The organism is Caldalkalibacillus salinus (genome assembly GCF_016745835.1).
Lineage (GTDB): Bacteria > Bacillota > Bacilli > Caldalkalibacillales > JCM-10596 > Caldalkalibacillus_A > Caldalkalibacillus_A salinus.
This window is the reverse complement of record NZ_JAERVL010000001.1, coordinates 134,683-155,373: the sequence shown is the minus strand read 5'-3', so window position 1 is coordinate 155,373 and position 20,691 is coordinate 134,683. Positions and strand designations below refer to the sequence as shown.

The 20,691-nt window shown below is 43.7% G+C and carries 19 protein-coding genes; 1 reads left to right on the top strand and 18 read right to left on the bottom strand.

Features of this window, described 5'->3' with window-relative positions:
• Nucleotides 1–32: 32 nt before the first annotated feature.
• The 5 genes from lpdA to JKM87_RS00685 all read right to left on the bottom strand — a co-directional run bounded on the left by lpdA (nucleotide 33) and on the right by JKM87_RS00685 (nucleotide 7,122).
• Nucleotides 33–1,457 carry a dihydrolipoyl dehydrogenase gene (lpdA, locus tag JKM87_RS00705; protein ID WP_202076758.1) on the bottom strand — a complete coding sequence of 475 codons (1,425 nt, stop codon included), beginning with the start codon at nucleotides 1,455–1,457 and terminating at the stop codon, nucleotides 33–35.
• A gap of 69 nt (nucleotides 1,458–1,526) precedes the next feature.
• A complete protein-coding gene (gene buk, locus JKM87_RS00700) occupies nucleotides 1,527–2,645 on the bottom strand; it encodes a butyrate kinase (protein ID WP_236838487.1) in 1,119 nt (372 codons plus the stop codon).
• 74 nt (nucleotides 2,646–2,719) lie between these two features.
• The gene (locus JKM87_RS00695) at nucleotides 2,720–3,817 is read right to left on the bottom strand and encodes a Leu/Phe/Val dehydrogenase (protein WP_202076756.1); all 1,098 of its coding nucleotides are present in this window, start codon (nucleotides 3,815–3,817) and stop codon (nucleotides 2,720–2,722) included.
• A 22-nt stretch (nucleotides 3,818–3,839) separates the two neighbouring features.
• Nucleotides 3,840–4,742, bottom strand: a complete 903-nt coding sequence (yqiS, locus tag JKM87_RS00690) for a phosphate butyryltransferase (protein WP_202076754.1) — start codon at nucleotides 4,740–4,742, stop codon at nucleotides 3,840–3,842.
• A 313-nt stretch (nucleotides 4,743–5,055) separates the two neighbouring features.
• A complete protein-coding gene (locus tag JKM87_RS00685; RefSeq protein ID WP_202076752.1) occupies nucleotides 5,056–7,122 on the bottom strand; it encodes a sigma 54-interacting transcriptional regulator in 2,067 nt (688 codons plus the stop codon).
• A 241-nt stretch (nucleotides 7,123–7,363) separates the two neighbouring features.
• Between JKM87_RS00685 and JKM87_RS00680 the strand changes: the two genes are divergently transcribed.
• The gene (locus JKM87_RS00680) at nucleotides 7,364–7,633 is read left to right on the top strand and encodes a DUF2627 domain-containing protein (protein WP_202076750.1); all 270 of its coding nucleotides are present in this window, start codon (nucleotides 7,364–7,366) and stop codon (nucleotides 7,631–7,633) included.
• A gap of 50 nt (nucleotides 7,634–7,683) precedes the next feature.
• Here the strand turns inward: JKM87_RS00680 and JKM87_RS00675 are convergent, their stop codons facing one another.
• From JKM87_RS00675 to JKM87_RS00615, 13 genes are all read right to left on the bottom strand, one after another.
• On the bottom strand, nucleotides 7,684–8,553 hold the full coding sequence (locus tag JKM87_RS00675) for a hypothetical protein (RefSeq protein ID WP_202076748.1): 870 nt from the start codon (nucleotides 8,551–8,553) through the stop codon (nucleotides 7,684–7,686).
• Between the two features lie 12 nt (nucleotides 8,554–8,565).
• Nucleotides 8,566–9,234, bottom strand: a complete 669-nt coding sequence (locus JKM87_RS00670; protein WP_202076746.1) for a glycosyltransferase family 2 protein — start codon at nucleotides 9,232–9,234, stop codon at nucleotides 8,566–8,568.
• Entirely contained in the window at nucleotides 9,213–10,283 is a 1,071-nt protein-coding gene (gene steA / locus JKM87_RS00665) for a putative cytokinetic ring protein SteA (RefSeq protein WP_202076744.1), read from the bottom strand. The genes JKM87_RS00670 and steA overlap by 22 nt, the downstream gene beginning before the upstream one ends.
• 77 nt (nucleotides 10,284–10,360) lie before the next feature.
• A complete protein-coding gene (locus JKM87_RS00660) occupies nucleotides 10,361–10,561 on the bottom strand; it encodes a hypothetical protein (protein ID WP_202076742.1) in 201 nt (66 codons plus the stop codon).
• Between the two features lie 245 nt (nucleotides 10,562–10,806).
• A complete protein-coding gene (gene spo0A, locus JKM87_RS00655) occupies nucleotides 10,807–11,613 on the bottom strand; it encodes a sporulation transcription factor Spo0A (protein WP_202076740.1) in 807 nt (268 codons plus the stop codon).
• 271 nt (nucleotides 11,614–11,884) lie between these two features.
• Nucleotides 11,885–13,210 (bottom strand): SpoIVB peptidase, encoded by a 1,326-nt coding sequence (spoIVB, locus tag JKM87_RS00650; protein WP_202076739.1) that lies wholly within the window; start codon nucleotides 13,208–13,210, stop codon nucleotides 11,885–11,887.
• A gap of 106 nt (nucleotides 13,211–13,316) precedes the next feature.
• A complete protein-coding gene (gene recN, locus JKM87_RS00645; RefSeq protein ID WP_202076736.1) occupies nucleotides 13,317–15,059 on the bottom strand; it encodes a DNA repair protein RecN in 1,743 nt (580 codons plus the stop codon).
• Between the two features lie 22 nt (nucleotides 15,060–15,081).
• Nucleotides 15,082–15,531 carry a transcriptional regulator AhrC/ArgR gene (gene ahrC / locus JKM87_RS00640; RefSeq protein WP_202076734.1) on the bottom strand — a complete coding sequence of 150 codons (450 nt, stop codon included), beginning with the start codon at nucleotides 15,529–15,531 and terminating at the stop codon, nucleotides 15,082–15,084.
• Nucleotides 15,532–15,546: 15 nt separating this feature from the next.
• Nucleotides 15,547–16,410 carry an NAD(+)/NADH kinase gene (locus JKM87_RS00635; RefSeq protein ID WP_202076732.1) on the bottom strand — a complete coding sequence of 288 codons (864 nt, stop codon included), beginning with the start codon at nucleotides 16,408–16,410 and terminating at the stop codon, nucleotides 15,547–15,549.
• Between the two features lie 67 nt (nucleotides 16,411–16,477).
• Nucleotides 16,478–17,368 carry a TlyA family rRNA (cytidine-2'-O)-methyltransferase gene (locus JKM87_RS00630; RefSeq protein ID WP_202076730.1) on the bottom strand — a complete coding sequence of 297 codons (891 nt, stop codon included), beginning with the start codon at nucleotides 17,366–17,368 and terminating at the stop codon, nucleotides 16,478–16,480.
• A gap of 6 nt (nucleotides 17,369–17,374) precedes the next feature.
• Complete coding sequence (dxs, locus tag JKM87_RS00625) at nucleotides 17,375–19,267, bottom strand: 1-deoxy-D-xylulose-5-phosphate synthase (RefSeq protein WP_236838535.1); 1,893 nt, start codon at nucleotides 19,265–19,267, stop codon at nucleotides 17,375–17,377.
• Between the two features lie 32 nt (nucleotides 19,268–19,299).
• Nucleotides 19,300–19,908, bottom strand: a complete 609-nt coding sequence (locus tag JKM87_RS00620) for a hypothetical protein (protein ID WP_202076725.1) — start codon at nucleotides 19,906–19,908, stop codon at nucleotides 19,300–19,302.
• Nucleotides 19,909–20,107: 199 nt separating this feature from the next.
• Nucleotides 20,108–20,257, bottom strand: coding sequence for a hypothetical protein (locus JKM87_RS00615; protein WP_202076724.1), 150 nt, complete (start codon nucleotides 20,255–20,257; stop codon nucleotides 20,108–20,110).
• Between the last annotated feature and the right edge of the window lie 434 nt (nucleotides 20,258–20,691).

Genomic DNA, 20,691 nt, shown 5'->3' with positions numbered 1-20,691 from the left:
TCATATATCATGCATGTTTTTTTTCATTGTATTTATGAATGAATCGCCTTTCCATCCACAGCAAGGGCTGCCTCGCCAATCACCTCACTTAGCGTAGGATGCGGATGTACGGCGTGTGCAATCTCCCAAGGTGTAGCGTCTAAGACCATGGCCAAGCTCGCTTCAGAGATTAAGTCTGTGACGTGCGGCCCAATCATATGAACCCCTAACAAATCTTCAGTTGTCTTATCCTTAATGACCTTGACGAAACCGTCTTTTTCACCGAAGACAAGGGCTTTACCAATCGCTTTGAACGAAAACGTAGCCGCTTCATACTCATATCCTCTATCTTTTACTTGCGCTTCTGTTAGACCAATACTCGCCACTTCTGGACGACTATAGGTACATTTGGCGATGTGCTCATAGTTGATAGGGTCTGGATTCTGGTTAGCGAGATGTTCCACTGCTAAAATCCCCTCATGAGAAGCAACATGAGCCAACTGCAAGCCGCCAACCACATCCCCAATAGCGTAGATATGAGACTCAGCCGTCTGCATATACTCATTTACAGCAATAGCGCCATGGTCCACTTTAATATCTGTGTTTTGTAATCCAATATTATCTACATTTGGGCGACGTCCGACTGATACGAGCAGCTTGTCAGCCTCAAACGTTTCTTCTTTGTTCTTTGTCTCCGCCTTAATCGTCACCTTTCCTTCTTCTTTTGTAAGTGTGTCAGGGAGTACTTTTGCCTTCGTGACGACTTTCACCTTTTTCTTTTTCAATAGACGTGTCATTTCTTTACTAATCGCTTCATCTTCAAGTGGCAGAATACGATCGGCATACTCGACAACGGTCACCTTTACACCGAAGTCGCTAAATAAAGACGCCCATTCAATCCCGATGACGCCACCGCCGACAATCACAACAGAGGATGGCAGTGAGGTTAACTCTAGCGCTTCGTCACTCGTTAATGTATATTCGCCATCAATTTCAAGCCCTGGTAGGGTCCGAGGCTTAGAACCGGTTGCGATGATCACGTTTTTAGGTACTAGGATATCGTTTTCTTCTCCGTTGTTCTTTTCAACAGAGATTGACCCGGCTGTTGGAGAGAAGATAGACGGACCTAATATACGACCAAACCCTTCATAAACGTCAATTTTGCCTTGTTTCATCAAGTACTGGACGCCTTGATGAAGTTGATTCACAATGTTTTGCTTACGCTCTTGCACCTTGCTAAAATCATAGCCTATATCTTGTGCCACAATGCCGTATTCTTCACCGTCTTTTAGCGTGGCATAGACCTCTGCACTCCGTAGTAGAGATTTTGATGGAATACACCCTTTATGTAGGCATGTTCCTCCAAGTTTCTCCGCTTCAACAATAGCCGTCTTTAGTCCTAGTTGCGACGCGCGTATGGCGGCAACGTAGCCCCCCGTACCGCCTCCTAGGACAACCAAATCATACTCTTGGGCCATGTAGAAGCCCCCTTTCTGTTCATTTATGGTTCAGTGAATATATGTCCAATGCTTTTTTTATCAAATGATTTATAATGAATGCTCAACAACCTTGTTGGGATAGACCTTTTCATTCTCTTCGCCGCGAAGGACACGAAGACCTCCTTCAGCTAATGCCTGAAGCTCATTTTCTCCTGGTACCACTTTCACTTCCGAGATCCAGTTTACGCGCTCCTTAATCATATTGACAAATGATTTACCGTACGCAAGCCCACCCGTGAGGATGATGGCATCAACTTGGCCTTCTAAGACAACCGCACTTGAACCGATCTCCTTAGCCACTTGATAAGCCATCGCTTCATAAACGAGATGCGCCTTTTCATCTCCCTGCTCAATCCGCTTCTCAACCTCACGCGCATCATTAGTACCCAAATAACCGACGAGACCGCCTTGTCCAACTAATTTCTTCATCACTTCACCTGAGTAATGTTCCCCGCTGAAACAAAGGGAAACAAGATCCCCCGCAGGTACGGTCCCTGCTCTTTCAGGTGAAAAAGGACCATCGCCATGCAAGCCATTGTTGACGTCGATGACTCGACCTTGTTGATGGGCACCTACTGTAATACCCCCACCCATATGGCAAATAATAAACCGACACTGTTCATAGGTCTTTCCTATTTGCTGAGCCATTCTTCGGGCCACGGCTTTCTGATTCAGAGCGTGAAAGATACTCCTTCTCTCTAATTCAGGTACACCCGATAGCCTTGCGATTGGTTGTAGCTCATCAACAACAACAGGATCAACAATGTAAGCTGGTATATTCAGCTGTGACGCGATTTCGTCGGCAATAATACCGCCTAAATTAGAGGCATGCTCGCCATACTGACCACTTCTTAAATCTTGTAACATGTCCTCGTTCACGCGGTAGGTCCCACCGGGAATTGGGCGCAGCACACCTCCTCTCCCTACAACAGCACTCAATTTTTGTAAATTAATCCCTTCGGTGTGTAATGTATCTAAAATCACTTTTTTACGAAACTCATACTGCTCAATGAGGGTCGTGAATTTGCTTAATTCCTCAGTTTCGTGGCGTAAAGTGGTTTCAAAGACCGATCTTACGTTATCGTATATGCCAATCTTTGTAGATGTAGACCCGGGGTTAATCACGAGTAATCGATAATTGTTTGTTTCCACTCTAGACACTCCCATCCGTTCTCTCTATTATTTTAGTCTCCCCATGCTTACTGAAAGGAAGCTTCCACAGCATGGCCTTCCCCTATTCTTTAACCACGTCCATTCAACATTGATTTCTCATTAGTGAGGAAGGTGCTTCTGGTATTCCTTAGTGATTGAATTCTTTCTTCTGCCATTCTGTCTGCTGCACGGTAGGTTGCAATGCCATCTCGACTAGCGATATCAAAAACGCGCTCTATGTTTTGGTAGATGCCTTCCACCTTCTTCATGGCACGTTCTCGATTGTATCCTAATAGCTCGTCAGCAACGTTAATGACGCCGCCAGCATTGATGACGTAGTCTGGTGCATAGTAGAAGCCCATCTCATGTATCTGGTCCCCATGACGCTCTTCTTTTAATACGTTGTTTGCTGCACCAGCAATGACTCGACACTTAAACTGGGGAATCGTATCGTCGTTGATCACTGCACCAAGTGCGTTCGGTGAAAAGATATCACAATCTACACTGTATATATCATTGATATCCACCGCTTTTGCGTCGAACGCTTCTACAGCACGTTGGACTGCCTCTTTGTTAATATCGGTCACAATAAGCTTAGCACCTTCATCATGTAGATATTGACATAGGTTAAAAGAGACGTTCCCCACCCCTTGGACGGCGATCGTCTTTCCTTCGAGGGAGTCATCACCAAACGCTTCCTTGGCCGTGGCTTTCATCCCTACATACACCCCATAGGCTGTCACCGGAGATGGGTTACCAGAGCTTCCGAATGCGGGCGATATCCCAGTAACAAAGTCTGTTTCTTCATGAATAAGGTCCATATCAGCCACGGTTGTACCGACGTCTTCCGCAGTAATATAACGACCATTCAAGCCTTGGATAAAGCGACCTAACGCTCGAAACATCGCTTCATTTTTATCCGTCTTAGGATCACCAATGATGACTGTTTTCCCTCCACCTAGGTTAAGGCCAGCAGCTGCGGCTTTATAGGTCATCCCACGGGACAAACGTAGTGCATCTTCAATCGCTTCAGCTTCGTTCTGATAAGTCCACATTCTAGAACCACCTAGGGCCGGACCCAGTGTGGTATCATGGATGGAAATAATCGCTTTAAGGCCAGACTCTTTATCTTGACACATCACAAGTTCTTCATAGTCGTATTTCTCCATATACTCAAAAATGTTCATAGGAAACCCTCCAGTTTTGATTTTAAGAATGGAAAGCAGCGTAGTGTGCCGCAAGTGCAATAGAGTACAGCTTCGCTTCATCGGAATCAGCTCGTGAAGTAAGTATAATTGGGGCTTTAGCTCCAACAACGAGTGCTCCCACTTTTGCACGGGCGAAGTACACTAAGGATTTATATAAAGTGTTACCAACTTCTATAGTAGGGACTAACAGTATATCAGCTTTGCCCGCTACTTCAGATTGTATCCCTTTGTGCCGTGCTGCATCCTGCGATACTGCATTGTCTAGAGCAAGCGGACCGTCAACGGTGCACCCCTGAATCTGCCCTCGTTGATTCATCATTGATAATGTGGCCGCATCAACGGTACTTTGCATCGCCGGATTCACAACTTCGACAGGGCACACAGGTGCAACTTTAGGTTGATTTAATCCTAACGCATGAGCCACACTCACAGCGTTCTCAATGATTTTTGCTTTTTCCTTTAAGTCAGGATTAATGTTCATCGCTGCATCAGTAACAAGAATCAATCGGTCATAACCTGGCACCTCAAAAGCGGCTACGTGACTAATAAGTTGTTGTGTTCGTAGTCCTTTTTCCTTGTTGAGTACCGCCTTTAGCAGTGTTGACGTGGACACTAACCCCTTCATTAAGGCTTTTGCCTGGCCGTCTGCCACTTGTTGCACAGCCCTTTCACATGCTTCCCTCTCTGACCTCGCCTCAACGTATGTATAATGTTCGGTTTGCCCTCCTAAGTGGGCGATACGTTGTTTGATTTCTTCAACTGATCCCACGAGGCAAAATTGGGCCATGTTGTGTTGTGTAGCCTGTATAACAGCTCTTAAGACATCATCGTCAGCCGCTTGGGCCACAGCGATCGTTTCTGGACGTTGGTCTGGTGCTTCATTAACAAGTGCTTGTAAGTGCATGTGTTTTATCACATCCTATCCATATCCGTTTTAATGTTATCTGGTTCTTTAGTTTTCTCACTCTATTTTAATGCAAAAAGCATGCCAACTCATAAGAAAAACTCTCATATTTTTGTGAAACATGAATAACACCTGTGGTTAAAGCACATCATAGGTTGCACTTTTATGTAAGCGTTTTCTTCATTTGTGGTTATAATGCCTGCAACATCATGCGTATGTGCAATTATTTGCAGGCAACATATTGCAGGGTGTTCAATGTACACGGTATAAAATGACAGAACGGTTCGCAGTTACATTATCCCGTCGTTATAAGTTATAGCGTAATCTCGTGTTTATCTAGCTTGTAATATAAGTTTCTGACGGAAATACCGAGTCGTTTAGCCGTCTTTGTTTTGTTACCTTGGCACGCTTTAAGCACTTTTGTAATGTATTCTTTTTCTGCTAAAGACAAAACGGCGTCTAAGCTACTATCAGCGTTAGCTTGTTCTAAAGCTTGAGAAACATCCTGAGCAGAAGGAGGAGTGGCATATAGATTTAACGGATGTAAATGCTCTAATTTCAATGCTTCCTCATTTAGCTTCATATGTATCATAGCGCGACTAATGGTATTCTCTAATTCGCGAACATTTCCTGGCCAATGATAGGCTTCTAAGTATTGTACTGCTTCGGTTGCAATGGTCTGTACAGAACGTCCATATTCTAAATTAAATTTATGGATAAAATGTTCAGCTAGCAAAGACAGATCCCCGTGTCGCTCCCTGAGAGGTGGAATGTGAATAGGCAACACATTGATGCGATAATAAAGATCTTCTCTAAACTTCCCCTCTAAAACCGCTTTATCTAACTGTACATTGGTCGCTGCAATGACACGAACATCGATCGGTACGGCTTTTGCCCCACCCACGCGTACAATCTCTTTTTCCTGTAGGACGCGCAAAAGCTTGGATTGAGTCTCTAAATTCATTTCGCCAATTTCATCTAGAAAAATGGTCCCACCGCTCGCTTCCTCAAATAACCCTTTCTTACCACCTCGGCGCGCCCCTGTAAAGGCACCTTCTTCATAGCCGAATAACTCGCTTTCAAGTAAGTGCTCTGATATGGCAGCACAATTGACACGGATAAACTGATTATACTTCCTGTCACTCTCATTATGTATCGCATGGGCAAATAGTTCTTTTCCTGTACCAGATTCCCCATGTAATAGAACGGTAGCGGGCGTCGTTGCTGCTTTTTTGGCCTGTTCAAACGAACTAAGCATCTTCTCACTCTGCCCGATTATTTCTTCAAACGTGTATTTTGCTTCCAGTGTACGAATAATACGGCGTGCTCGGTTCAACTCTGCGGTGAGTTGCTTAATTTCCGATGTGTCGTGGATAATGCCGACACTTCCTTTTAGTCTGTCCTCAACAAAAACAGGCGCCACATTTACGAGGACATCCCTACGCTGCTTACCCACTTTCATAGGGACACCGCGTACAGCTTTGCCTGTCTTAAGCACACGAATATGCATACTTTCCCCTTCGGAAATGTCTGCATCGGCCGGTTTGCCGAGGACGTCTTCTTTCCTTAGACCGGTGAGTCTGGTATAGGCAGGATTGATTAATAATCCAATCCCTTTTTCATCTACCACGGATATCGCGTCATCTGAAGAGTTTATGATGGCTTCTAGCATACTTTGCGTTTGCTTCAGCTCCATTAACTCTTCTGTGAGGGAGGTTAGATCTGTTATATCTCGAAATACAGCAACGGCACCTATGATCTCCCCTTGCTCATTAATCACAGGCACACGATTCGTGATGATTTTACATTGATTGGTCAGTCTCTGTTCTTGATTAATCTGTGATTGTCCTGTTTCTAACACACGATCTAAGCGTGTATTAGGGATGGCCTCTGTCACTTTCTTGCCTAGCACATCCTCCGTTTTTAAACCGACAATCCGTTCTGCAGCACGATTAAACAGGGTTATGATTCCCTGTTGATTGACAGCAAGCATACCGTCATGTGTCGAATTTAAAATAATGTCAAGCTCATGCTGGTGGCGCCTGAGCTTTTCTATTAATGCTTCTTTTTCCTTAATTAAGTCCATCATTACCTTGGCAATACTACCTGGAATGACAACAGCATGCTTAGGTTTGATGTGGCGTAAATCTTCAAAGACAACAGCGTTCCCTGTCGCTTCAATGATTACTTCAATGTCGTCATCAATCATGTGATGGTAGTCCGTTCCGGTAGGGATGCCATATTTCCGCGCCTCCATCATACCCGGGGCGTTCACATTCACATCTGACACCCCTTTAATTTTCAAGGAAGCCATATGAACCATGGCCCTCAGTAATGATGTCCCACCATGTCCTCCACCTACGATGAAAATCTTACGCACGGTATCCCCCCTACTATGAAAAAAATTGCACGATCCTACTCTATTGTATGTCTTTTACTTTCCCTACGCAAGCTGATCTGGGGGATATGGATGGCTCAGGGGGTATCGACGGCAGCCGTATACTGTACGCTACACTTAGAACAGCCCCCTACTGTGTGTACAGTTCATAGACAAGTATATTGGGATTGTGTATGATGGTAAGGACGAGACAAGATTAAGCTGAATTCAAGGGTGAACTTATATGACACATAACCGTAAACGATCTCCACAGCGATTTGTCGCTTTATTAATCTTGGTCATACCTGGATCCTTAGGGATGTATGGATGGACATTAATGCGTGATGCCACTTTTACCTACTTCGACCCTGAGACCCCTTTTCTATGGCTATCTTTCATAGGGGGATCCTGCCTTTTTCTCCTTGGCGTTACTTTTGTCGGTGGGTATATTTTTTATAGAGACCGTAAGAAAAAACTTGTTCAACCGAAATTTCAAAACGATATAGACGACTAAATGTCAATGTCATAAACGGATGGCGGTCACCCATCAGACAGCACCATCCGTTATCTTGTACCCCATCTGTCTAACCTAGACAGCCATGGGGTTTTTTCTATATATGACGTCATACTTCGCCGTTCCGCAAATAAACTTAAGAACAGAAAAAGCATCACGCTACCCATTTGTAGACCAAGGTTGTGTGTCTGAATCAAAAATACACCGGCTAAGCCCCCTAAGACATTAGCTCCTGTGTCACCTAGCATCGCTTTTCGTCTACGGTCATATTCAAATAAAAAGAACGTAGATAGTAAGAAAGGGAACAGAATCGCCAATCGGTGCTCAGCGTACAAAGATGAAATGGTAAAAAGACAGACGATCCAAAACGCTTTAATGGATCTACCCGGACGTACGTCAAGAAGGTTAGAAACATGAATTGAAGTCGATAAAAGCAATGTATAAAAGAGGACCGTGGCTAGCGCCTCGGAATATAAGGTGGCCACAAAAAAAGACAAGGCTATGCCCATTAAGGCTTTAAGTAACCCAGTAGATAACTTCCCCTGTTTAAGGAGATAGAAAAAATGCCCCTTCAAGCCTTTGACACGCTCTTCGCCATAATGGTCATCAATCCAGCCAATAAGGAGCATAGGGAATAACAATAAGAGCGTGATGACCATGTCCATTAACGCTGTATTTCCAATAACGGGGGTAGAGACGGGGGGATAGGCAGACGTGAAAGCAGAGGCGATTAATAATAGCATCAAAAATATCATATAGTGAAGTCCGACAAGCAGACCAAAGCTTTGGACTGTTTGATCGCCCCTGTGGTTTATCATCATCCAACGTTGTTGACGAAAGTAACGGTATAGTCTTAAAGTGAAGAGCTTTAACAGCAAAATATAACTAATGTAAATCATCAACCACATGAAAGGAACCATGCACTCTACTCCTTATTTTCTAGCGTATATGGCCTGACAAACGAACATCCCTTGCTTTAAACGATGCCTCATCCCTCGCCACGTCTTACCCAGTTCTCTATGTTCAAAGGGGACCTCCACTTCCTGTACATTGTAGCCCCCCTTTAGACAGTCGAGAGTAAGACCCACCTCCACACCAAAATGCTGATCCCCCCGATAGATGGAATGAAACACTTCCCGATAAATAGCCCGTTGACCACACAGAGGAGACTGTAGGGATACGCCTGTCTTTTTTTTAATTTGCCACTGTGCGAACCTTCTTATTAAACCGAACCCGTTAGAAGAAGTAGGGGGAAAAACAGCGGTGGTCATATGCGCCTGACCTTTCCACAGAGGCTGAACGAGCGCTTTTGCGTGTTTGGCCGTTTCCCTTAAATCAGCGTCTAGGAATAATAATATAGGATATCTGGCATACAAACTCCCTCTCTTCAGAGCTTCAGCCTTTCCAACGTTACGTGGTAGAGACAAAACATGGGCCGTGTATTTTTCCGCTATATAATGAGTGAGATCACTGCTCCCGTCATCGACAACGATCAGTTCTTTAACCCATTTTTGATCTTGCAGGACGCTTAACGTTTGTCCAATGTGCGCCTCCTCGTTATACGCTGGTATGACGACGCTTACGTGGTCTTTAATATGCAAGTGGATTCACCACTCTTTTCGACTTGATGATGAGGATATAGAAGCCTGACCCCTTTGGCATCCACTAACTTTTCACCAATTTTCAACCTCACAAGTAAAGTCGAACCCATTCCTTTTCGCCCTTTTTCCAAGAAATCAAACATATTCGTATGACTACCTAAGGTCACAATGAGCACAGCACCTGCTTCATAGGCTAGTAGTTGAGCGGCATCTTCACTTGTACCAAAACACGGGAATAGATGAGCCTGTAGTCCATGTGCTTTTATCACCTCTAACCCTGGCGCATAGCCATTAGGATAGGCATGAACAACAACGTTAGCCCCAGACTGTAAAGCTTCCTCAGACACACTGTCCATGTCACCAAAAATAATATCAGGTTGATAGCCGCATTCAATAATGGCATCGGCACCGCCGTCTACTCCGATCAACACAGGCTTTTTCTCCTGAATATAACCGTGTATAGCCCGCAAATCTTCAATATAGCCACTGCCTCTAGTAACGACCACAACATGTCGATGACGTAGCGTGTTGGCGATGAGAGGGAGGTCGTAAGTTTTCAAGATTTCGTCCATCTCACGATAAGCATGAGATAGCGTGTTTTCCGTGAACGCTCTTAAGCTATGCACCAAATTTTGTTTGGCCAATTTTTCTTTTTGATCTAGAACGTCATCCGTGTATCTCAAAACAGGAGAGATGCGTTGCAGTTGGCTTTGCCCCTGCCATATCATCGTCTCGTCAACAATATTAAGTTTACAGCCTTGTTTAAACGTGTCCTTAAACTCTTGCTTATTGAGGACATCAAATACTGGAATATTCGCATCTAATAACTGCTTAGTCCCGGAACTTGGGTACTGACCGGACATAGACGAAGACAAATTAAGGACAGCCTTAACATTCTTCTGAACAAAGGAAATGGCTGCCATTTCATCAATATCTTGATGCTGAATAACGGCAATCCCTTCAGATGGCATCCATTTGACTAATTCCTTTGTCTTGTCACTAAAATAAGCATGACCTTCAATTGTGATTGAGGGTTTTACTTGGGGCATGGTGTCATCTCTCCTTGAGTTTTCCTCATGCTAATCCTAGACAGGTGTGTGCACATGCTCACCCTATGGCACACACTTTAGAGCAGATTAAGGTTGGGATCATCTAAATACTCTACTGACGTGAGGTGTTCGACATCTGGTTGTTCATCAAGATTACTGACACGTTGCGCTGACTGATCATAGGCAATTAATATCACACCTAATTCTTGCTCGAGTTGCTTGACCTTTTGTTTTTCCACTGGCGTAAGATGAGCAACATATTGACCGTAATCGCTCAAGACGATTCCCCCTTTTCTTTTATTGATGCCTTCCTTAGGGCTAAAATATGCACCCTGTATCTAAGCCCTTATCACCATCTGTTGTCATCTAGCCCAACCATTCCCAAAGATCAAGTCAAATTAAAGGGGATACTTTTACAGGATGACCACATTTAACATCAAAAAAGACACCCACATAGACGTGAGTGCCTTTCATCTTAAGATGATTTACTCGGTTTGGCATTCGCTTTGGAACATTATTCCTTTCAACCCGCTTTATACTCCAAACGTAATTTGTCAGCCACCATGGCAATAAATTCAGAGTTTGTTGGCTTTGCCTTGTGCGTGCTGACAGTATAGCCGAACATCTTGTTAATGGAGTCAATATTTCCTCTACTCCAAGCCACTTCAATCGCGTGGCGAATTGCCCTCTCCACACGGCTAGACGTCGTGTTATATTTCTTTGCAATATCTGGATATAAAATTTTTGTAATGGACCCAAGTAGTTCGAGGTTGTTATATACCATAGTGATCGCTTCACGCAGGTATAAGTATCCTTTAATGTGGGCGGGTACACCGATCTCATGGATAATATTTGTGATTCTGGCATCCAGATTTCTTGCCGTCGTCATTTTATTGTTTGGCTTAGGTTGAGATATGTTAGAACTCATCATAGGAGCTGAAGGGGCAGAAGATGCAACGGATGTTAATTGGCGAATACGATTTGCCAGTACGTCCATCTCAAACGGTTTTAGTATGTAGAATGATGCCCCTAATTCAACCGCTCTTTTGGTCACTTCTTCCTGACCAAATGCCGTCAGCATAATAACCTTCGCTTGTGTTTGCAGGCTCTCCATGCGTATCTTCTCTAATACAGCTAACCCGTCCAAACGAGGCATGATAATGTCTAAAATAATAATGTCTGGCTCTTCAGTCTCTAAGACCTCAAGCATTTCAACACCGTTGTAGGCCACACCCACAATCTCGATGTCCTCTTGATCTGAGAAATACTCACTCATAAGATTCATGAATTCACGATTATCATCTGCCATAGCGATTTTGATTCTATCCAACGTCAAACCTCTCCCTTCTTGACACACAATGGTCAACTCCGTTTGATACATGGTTTCGACGCTTTCTTTTCCCATTCCTGCCTGTTCCTATTTGATTTGCGAAAAAAAATAAAAACCCCTTCCGTTCGATGACAGTACCTTTCATTCGACATATTTCGACAACTGTATTTTCACTCATATGACTTTTTTTAAGCTTCTTTTACTTGATAAAGAAAAACCCCGGGTCATTATAACCCAGGGTGAGTAGGTGTAATCTATCTATATTTTAAAATTATGCAGCGTCATCCTCTGCTTGTGGTTCAATGTTAACACCGGCATCCTGCAACATCCATTCTATATAACAACCATAGCCAGATGTAGGATCGTTAATGAAAACATGTGTGACAGCACCAACAAGCTTACCGTTCTGTATGATTGGACTCCCACTCATGCCTTGCACGATCCCCCCCGTTTTGTCGATTAGCTCGGGATCTGTCACTTTGATGACAAGGCCTTTTGTTGCAGGGAATTTTTGCTCAACAACGTCTGTAATTTCAACGTCAAATTTTTCAACTTCCTGTCCTTCAACGACAGTTAAGATGTGTGCTGGTCCTTCCTGCACTTCTTCCCTTAACGCTATAGGAAGCGCTTCGTCTTGAACGCCATTATCGATTCGTTCTTTCATATGACCAAATATGCCAAAAGGGGTATTCTTTGAGATATCGCCCAATACCTCTTTATCATTTAGGAAATGGGCAAATTTCTCCCCTGGTTGGCCAGATTGACCCCTCTCAATTGAACTTACTTCGGAATGAACAATATTGCCATCTCCAACGACGATCGGCTTTTTAGTATCCATGTCTGAAATAACATGACCTAAGGCGCCATATGCCCCGGATTCTGGATGATAAAACGTAAGTGTACCCACACCCGCGGCTGAGTTACGGATGTATAACCCTAATCTGTACTTATCCTCTTTTTCGTCATAAACAGGATCTAATCTCAGTTTGTGCTTCTCTTTCCCACGTAAGACATCAAGCTCTAATGTTTCGTTATTCTCTCCTGCTTCCTCAACAATATCTCCAATTTGTTCTAAATTGTTTAATTCGATACCATTCATACGCAGGATGTTGTCCCCTATTTTTACCTTAGCATCTTCACCTGGGGACACTTTTCCCTCTTCCGTTTCAATATAGTGATGTCCCACTACGACAACCCCTAATGAGTTCAATTTAACACCTATGGATTGTCCACCTGGATAAACCTTTATGTCTGGGAGGACATCAACTTTGACTTTTTTCAAGGGCAGGTTGCCTAACCTCAGTTGCATTTCTGCAGACCCTGATTTAACGCCTTCTACATTGATTCCAGAAGATTCATTTTGTTGTGTACTTGCTGTCACGTCTGAAGGGGGTTGACTGACATGAACAACAGCATCATTACTGGAGATCAGTTGGGCAGCTGCAGGTAATGTGAGACGGAGGTTTGAAGAATTTCCTTCAAACATACGGATTTCATTTGGAATTGATGCGAAATGTTGAAACGGTGTAGACATGAACAAGAAAATGGTGCATACAACTAGAACAACTCCTAAGGCTCTTTGCTTGTTAAGGAACAACGATCATCACACTCCTACTTCCCTACCTACAGCTCCTTTTGACTGTATCTATAATGTTGCCTTGTAACCCAACAAATATAACTAAGGCTAAACAAAAAAGCTATCCTTAATTGGATAGCTTCTCCTTAATTTCCGCTTGAATGTCAGTGGCTTTTTGTAGTAACTCATTGGCGTGCTGTAAAGACACGTCAGTGACTTCAACACCGCTGTTAATCTTGGCGAGCTCTTCAGCGCGTTCGTTTGTATGGAGAGGTAACACGGTTGTGCGCGTGTTATTTTTCGTTTGGTGTTTCTCTATGCGATAGTGCTGATCTGCCATTGCAGCGACCTGTGCATGATGCGTGATGCTTAATACTTGTTTATCCAATGAAATTTGGTACAATCGCTCAGCCATCGCTTGAGCTACTCGACCACTGACACCCGTATCCACCTCATCGAATATGAGTGTTGTGACTGGTTCACTTTTTGCTAATACCGTTTTTAATGCCAACATTAACCTTGACATTTCGCCACCTGAAGCGATTTTTGAGAGAGGTTTAGGGGGTTCTCCCGGATTTGTAGCAATTCGAATCTGGACATCATCCCAGCCGTCTTGACGCAGATATCTTGTAATGCCATCGTGTTCCACTTGCTCACCGGTCTGGGCTGGTATTAATTCAATTTCAACAAGGGACCGATCCATGTGTAAGCCCTTCAATTCTTGTTGTATCTCCTTTTCTAATCGCTGACATATTCTTGATCTTATGGTTGTTAAATGTTGCGCTTCAACACTCAAGTCCATCGCTAGCTGTGCTTTACGGGTATAAAGTTCATCCATTCGTTCTTCTTTGTGTTCCAAAGTGTCTAACTCATCCTCGACTTGCGCTGCGTATTCTAATATTTCTAGAACGTTTGAGCCATACTTTTTTCTTAACTTATCGATTTCAACGAGACGATTTTCGATCTCATTTAATTGATCCGGATGAAAGGAAAAATCATCTCGGTAACGACCGAGCTGAAGAATCACTTCTTCAAGTTGGTAATATACGTCTTCCACAATTTTAGACAAAGGTTGTATACTGCTATCATAAGCGGCAATGTCCTGTAAGCGACTCATCACAAGCCCGAGAGAATCAATCGTGCCGCCATCAGATTGCAGGACTTCGTAAGACTCCGAAACACCGTTAAATATCTTCTGTGAGTGAGCGTGTTTTTGCTTCTCTTGTTGTAAATGTTCATCTTCTTCTGGCTCTAATCTTGCTGCTGCAATTTCATCTAATTGAAAGCGTAGTAAATCTAAACGCTGGGCTGTTTGTCGCTCATTCTCTAATAAACGTTTGACCTGGTGACTAACGTCTTTATATTCCTGATAAAGGGTACGGTATTCCCGTTTATGCTTGGCGATTTCATCTTTACCATACCCGTCGATGACCTCTAGATAACGTTCTTCATGTAGGAGCTGATGATGTTGATTTTGACTATGTATATCCACGAGCAGTTGCCCGATCTCTCTTAAAATGGCTAACGTTACGAGCTTGCCATTAATACGACATACACTTTTACCTTGGGCGCTGATATCCCGCCTTAGGACCAGTGAATCATCGTCTTGTAAATCAATCCCCATATCTTCTAATAACGGGTTAACTGGATGATTTTGAGGTAACTCAAATAATCCTTCAATCTCAGCTTTGTTGGCACCATGACGAACGTATTCGGTGGATCCCCTTCCGCCTATCAACATGGAAACAGCATCTAAAATAATGGATTTTCCCGCTCCAGTTTCACCTGTTAAGACGTGTAGTCCCTCTCTAAAGGAGACCGTGACTGACGAAATAATGGCAAAGTTTCTAATCGAAATTTCAACAAGCATTTCTCCACACCCTTATCGCTTCTTATAGTAAGTCTAAGAAACGCTGAACGATTTTCTGTGTATCGTTTTTATCCTTACAAATAATCAGAATGGTATCGTCTCCACTAATATTACCCATGATGTCGTCCCAATCTAAGTGATCAATTAATACACCCACAGTGTTAGCGTTACCCGGTAATGTTTTGATGACGATTAAATTTTCCGTGTGATCAACACTGACAAAGCTATCCACTAGAACACGAGATAATTTCTGCAACGGGTTGTATCTCTGATCTGCAGGTAAGGAGTACTTATACCTCCCATTCATGAGAGGGACTTTGATCAGGCTTAACTCTTTAATATCACGAGATACGGTCGCCTGAGTCACATTAAAGCCAGCGGCACGTAGCTGGTCCACAAGATCGTCCTGCGTCTCAATATCGTTTTTGGCAATAATCTCACGTATGCGAATATGACGCTGTGACTTATTCATTCTTTTACCTCTTTCCTAATCTATACCTTGATGAAACTTACTTCTTATGACATCAAAAAACGTTCGATCTTTCCACTTTAACAGTGTCGTCGTATAAGGCGAACGTTTAATCTTAATTTGGTCAAAAATGTCTAACTGAACCCCTATTTGACCATCAACGGACATACCAATTTCTTGGTGCGTGGCACTGACTTCAATGGTAATTTCTTCATCTGATGACAAGATGATCGGTCGTGCCGTTAAGCTATGAGGACAAACGGGTGTTAATAAAATCGCATTCATGTTGGGTGCTAAAATCGGACCACCTGCAGACATGGAATAAGCGGTTGAGCCTGTTGGACTGGATATCACAAGACCATCTCCAAAAAACGTGTTCAGCTGTTGGTCATTCAAATAGACTTTACATGTAATCATCCGACTATAGGAGCCTTTGGCGATCCCTATGTCATTCAGAGCTGTCCAAGTGTCCACTCGCTTACCGTCACGGTATAGCTCGGCCTCGAGCATCATGCGTTGTTCCCTTTGTAGATCTCTCGTAAGTAATTGGTCGATAAGCACGGGCAAATCATCTGGTTCCGCCTCTGATAGAAACCCTAAATGTCCTAAATTGACCCCTAAAATAGGGATGTCATATGGTGCAAAATCACGAGCGATGCCCAAAATACTCCCGTCTCCACCAAACACGAATAACATGTCCACCCGTTTTGGAAAATCATGATAAGGAAGTGAGAGTTCTTCGCGCCCAATCTGATTGGCAACTCTTGGTTCAACCCATACTTGAATGCCTTTTTCCTCAAGTATAGGAATCAATTCCCTGGCTACGATTAACGCCTTTGGTTTCCCCCTGTTTATGGCTAGCCCAATTTGCAATGGTTTCATGCCACATGTCTCCTCACCCTGAATATGTTCACTTTTTCAATTGTCTTATTATCCTTATTTTGTCTGTTTACGATTGAAATTGCAAGTGAGCGTCGTGGACCACCGTATGAATCCGTTTACACCACTCCTCCTCTAATTCTAACAGCTCCCAGTCTTGCGGTAAACGTTGAGTTAGTTCTCCCTCATCTAATCCTATGACATCACTTTTTTCTTGTTCATCGTGTTGAGGCTTTTGCAAGTATAATAAGAATTCAATGTTGCCCTCTCCTCCGGTAATGGGTGAATAATGGACATCATTCAGATGGAAGCCTATGGACAAAGCCATTTTACTTACTTTTTCAACAACCTGTTCATGTACCTTAACCTCCCTAACAATCCCCTTCTTACCAACCTGCTCTCTGCCTGCTTCGAATTGTGGTTTAACTAAGGCCACCACTTCACCTTCTGTCTCTAAGATGTTGTACAGCACGGGCAGTATTAAACGGAGGGAGATGAAGGAGACATCAATACTGCTGAAATTGGGTAAACCTTGTTTAAAATCTTCTCGCTGCACATACCTAAAGTTGGTCCGTTCCATGACAACCACTCGATCATCAGATCTAAGCTTCCAGTCTAATTGACCGTAACCCACATCTAAAGCATAAACGAGGCGTGCACCATTTTGTAAGGCGCAGTCTGTAAAACCGCCGGTGGACGCCCCGATGTCTAGGACACATGCGTCATTGAGATTAAGCCCAAAATCGTTTATCGCTTTTTCTAATTTTAATCCACCCCGACTCACGTAAGGAATCGCGGCTCCTTTAACTTGAATGGGGAGATCAGCCTTGACCTTTGTCCCAGGTTTATCGACCCTTTCATTTGCACAAAAAACCAAACCTGCCATGATGGCACGTTTGGCTTTTTCTCTACTATCAAAATATCCTTGTTGCACGAGTAAGGTATCAATTCTCTCTTTCACGCTATACTACGCCCTTTGTATTTTTCTCACTTCTTGGTATACCGAACGGACCTGCTTAACAATGTTCTCGACTGTCAGACCCACTTCTTTTCTCTGATCAGTGACTGATCCATGCTCTACAAAAACGTCCGGTACACCCATTCGTTTTACTGAAACACCTTCGACCTGCTGTTCGTTAAAGAATTCGAGTACAGCACTACCGAATCCTCCAGCAAGCGCATGTTCCTCCACGGTGATGAGATGTATCCCTTTATGCACGAAGTCGAGTAGCATTTTCTCATCTAATGGCTTAATGAAACGACAGTTAATCACGTAAGGCTTCATGCCATCCTTCATAAGCTCTTCCGCTGCTTTCTCAGCCAATTGAACCATCGGTCCTACTGCCAGTATGGCACATTCATGACCTTCCTTGATCATATCCCACGTGCCAACAGGGATTTGCTGAAAGTCCTCATCCATATCGACGCCGACGCCAGCCCCTCTAGGAAACCTAACAGCGGTCGGACCATCTATCATTAATGATGTGTATAATAAGTTCCTAAACTCATTTTCGTCTTTCCCCATCATAATCCGCATATTCGGTAAATGCCGTAAAAACGCAATATCGTAGACACCCTGATGCGTTTCACCATCTGCACCAACGAAACCGGATCTGTCAATGGCGAATTTAACGTTTAAATTTTGTCTGGTGACATCATGGACGACTTGATCGTAACCCCGCTGTAGAAACGTTGAATAAATCGCAGTCACCGGTTTCATACCCTGTGTGGCCAAACCCGCGCTCATCGTCGTAGCGTGCTGTTCAGCTATCCCTACGTCAAAGAAACGTTCCGGGTAAGCTTTAGCAAAAGGATTTAAACCTGATCCTGAAGACATCGCCGGTGTGACCGCAACAACCTCCGGTATCTTTTCTGCTAATTCAATCATAGCTTGTCCGAAAACTTTCTTATAGTCAGGTGGTCCTCCAACGCCTTTAATGAATTCACCTGACTCTATCTTGTATGGACCACCTCCATGCCAAGAATCGGAATCGGCTTCAGCAGGGGCGTACCCTTTCCCTTTTTTAGTCACCACATGTAAAAGGACAGGTCCTTTTGTACGTTTGGCTTGACTAAAGCACGTTAGCAACTCTTCGATGTTATGACCATCGATTGGCCCTAGATACGTATAGCCTAGCTCCTCAAACAAAACACCAGAAACGAGTAGATATTTTAAGCTATCCTTTACTCGCTCTGCCGTGCTCGCAAGCTTACCCCCTACAGCAGGAATGCGTCGCAACAGATATTCGAGCTCTTCTTTTACCCAACGGTATTGCTTCGCCGTTCTTAGCTTGCCAAGGTGGTTATGCAAGGCACCTACGTTGGGGGAAATTGACATCTCATTATCATTCAAGACCACGGTCATATCTTTTTGCTCATGCCCTATATGGTTTAGCGCTTCTAAAGCCATACCGCCCGTGAGCGCACCATCACCGATGACAGCGACAACATGGTGATCCTCTTTCTTCAGGTCTCTAGCAATCGCCATCCCCATTGCGGCAGAAAGAGATGTACTACTGTGCCCGGTTTCCCAAACATCATGCTCGCTTTCCCTCGTCTTTGGGAAACCACAGAGTCCTTTATATTTGCGTAAGGTGTCAAACATGCCCATACGCCCCGTTAAAATCTTATGTACATACGCCTGATGGCCCACATCCCAAATGAATTTATCCTTTGGCGAATCATACATCTGATGTAAAACCAACGTTAATTCGACAATGCCTAGGTTGGGGGCTAGATGTCCGCCAGTTTTGGATAACTGTGAGATCAAGAAATGACGTATCTCCTCGGCTAGCTTTTCCAGCTCTTCTATTGTGCAATGTTTGATTTGTTCCGGGGATTGAATCTCTTCAAGGCGCATTGTAACCCTTCTTTCTCTTGTCATTTACGCTTTCATTTATCGTGATTTTTCTTCTTATTTTTCTTAGGTTTACCATTGAAAATTTTTATATGAAATTTCTGGTCCAAGTGGTAGAAAACCTTCCCCACAAAGAGAATAATATGGGTTGAATAATTGATCGCAACGGTCTTACCGAACGCCTTACCACCAACGGTCATCGCAGCGACCACACTCGTAAATAAAACAGCGACGAAAGTTTGCAGTGTGGCATGCTGTGCATATCCTAGTTCGGCCACTAATTCAAGGACAACGATGGTGCTAGCTGTTCCACTGACAATGCCACTAATGTCGCCAATCACATCGTTACAAAAACTAGAAAAGCGATCTGCATTACGACATATAGAGATGGCTTGTTTGGCCCCAATCACCTTTTCTGAGGCCATCGAGTGGAAGGGAATCTCGTCTGCTGCTGCAGCTGCTAGTCCGATCGTATCGAAAACGACACCGATCCATACGATGATAAAAACGACTAACATGCCAGTGGCAACTGTCACGCCCGACAGAATAAAGGAAGATAATATTGAGAAAATTGCCGCTAACACGAGTGTGATAACGGCAATTGCACTGCTCCAGCGAATGGTATGCTTTATTGAGAATTTCATTTGATCAAGGTGGCCTCCGATTGCATTGCATGTTTACATGACCGAACATCATATTTAAACGTATGACTTATATAAACTTAAGAGGACTATTTGTACTTATCACGTTATGAGAACTATTTGTGTTTGTGCTTTTCAAATATCATGTATGCGTCCTACAAAATGTGTAAAGCTATATGTGTAAGTGCATTGGGTGGTCACTTTATAGGTAAAAATTACGGCTTAGGTCTAGTAGGTTTTCCCAGGTAGACACCCAAACGTTGCCGATCAGGCGGTTTCCCTTTAAGTCTGCCTCAACGCTGTCACCAGTCGTTGGACTAGATTGCCACTTAGCCCGTACTATAATCCCCATAAAATGTCGTGGAGAACAGTCTAGGAGTTTTCCTCAACAACCCTTAACTTATCCTTAGCCTCTTTTGCAGGACGGATTTCAAATAGAAGAATAACAGACTATTGGCCAGATAGTATCGTTATCCTTATCCTATTATCCCCTCCGGACCACTCAAGGCAGGCTACGCTGCAAGCAGGAAGTCTTAGTTCCCACCTTACAGGTTCATACCCCAAGTCGTACCTGAATGCGCGCGGACACGCAAGCACAATCTTGGGCCTCCGCGGAAGCAGGGTCAACGCCCACATGCCTTTGTGGATCGCCCTACAACCTTAACTCCCAGCATAGACCCCCAACTGGGCGTTAGAAGCCTACACCAGGAACTTCATCGATGTGCCCTTCAACGGATTTTTAGGCCCGTCTTCGGAATAAGTGGGCTGACTAGAATACTGCACCAC

Excerpts from the sequence above, each read along its gene's own strand:
- lpdA (WP_202076758.1), bottom strand. The coding sequence starts at position 1,457 with ATGGCCCAAGAGTATGATTTGGTTGTCCTAGGAGGCGGTACGGGGGGC.
- buk (WP_236838487.1), bottom strand. The coding sequence starts at position 2,645 with ATGGGAGTGTCTAGAGTGGAAACAAACAATTATCGATTACTCGTGATT.
- JKM87_RS00695 (WP_202076756.1), bottom strand. The coding sequence starts at position 3,817 with ATGAACATTTTTGAGTATATGGAGAAATACGACTATGAAGAACTTGTG.
- yqiS (WP_202076754.1), bottom strand. The coding sequence starts at position 4,742 with ATGCACTTACAAGCACTTGTTAATGAAGCACCAGACCAACGTCCAGAA.
- JKM87_RS00680 (WP_202076750.1), top strand. The coding sequence starts at position 7,364 with ATGACACATAACCGTAAACGATCTCCACAGCGATTTGTCGCTTTATTA.
- JKM87_RS00675 (WP_202076748.1), bottom strand. The coding sequence starts at position 8,553 with ATGGTTCCTTTCATGTGGTTGATGATTTACATTAGTTATATTTTGCTG.
- steA (WP_202076744.1), bottom strand. The coding sequence starts at position 10,283 with ATGCCCCAAGTAAAACCCTCAATCACAATTGAAGGTCATGCTTATTTT.
- recN (WP_202076736.1), bottom strand. The coding sequence starts at position 15,059 with ATGCTTGTTGAAATTTCGATTAGAAACTTTGCCATTATTTCGTCAGTC.
- ahrC (WP_202076734.1), bottom strand. The coding sequence starts at position 15,531 with ATGAATAAGTCACAGCGTCATATTCGCATACGTGAGATTATTGCCAAA.
- JKM87_RS00635 (WP_202076732.1), bottom strand. The coding sequence starts at position 16,410 with ATGAAACCATTGCAAATTGGGCTAGCCATAAACAGGGGGAAACCAAAG.
- dxs (WP_236838535.1), bottom strand. The coding sequence starts at position 19,267 with ATGCGCCTTGAAGAGATTCAATCCCCGGAACAAATCAAACATTGCACA.
- JKM87_RS00620 (WP_202076725.1), bottom strand. The coding sequence starts at position 19,908 with ATGAAATTCTCAATAAAGCATACCATTCGCTGGAGCAGTGCAATTGCC.
- JKM87_RS00615 (WP_202076724.1), bottom strand. The coding sequence starts at position 20,257 with ATGGGGATTATAGTACGGGCTAAGTGGCAATCTAGTCCAACGACTGGT.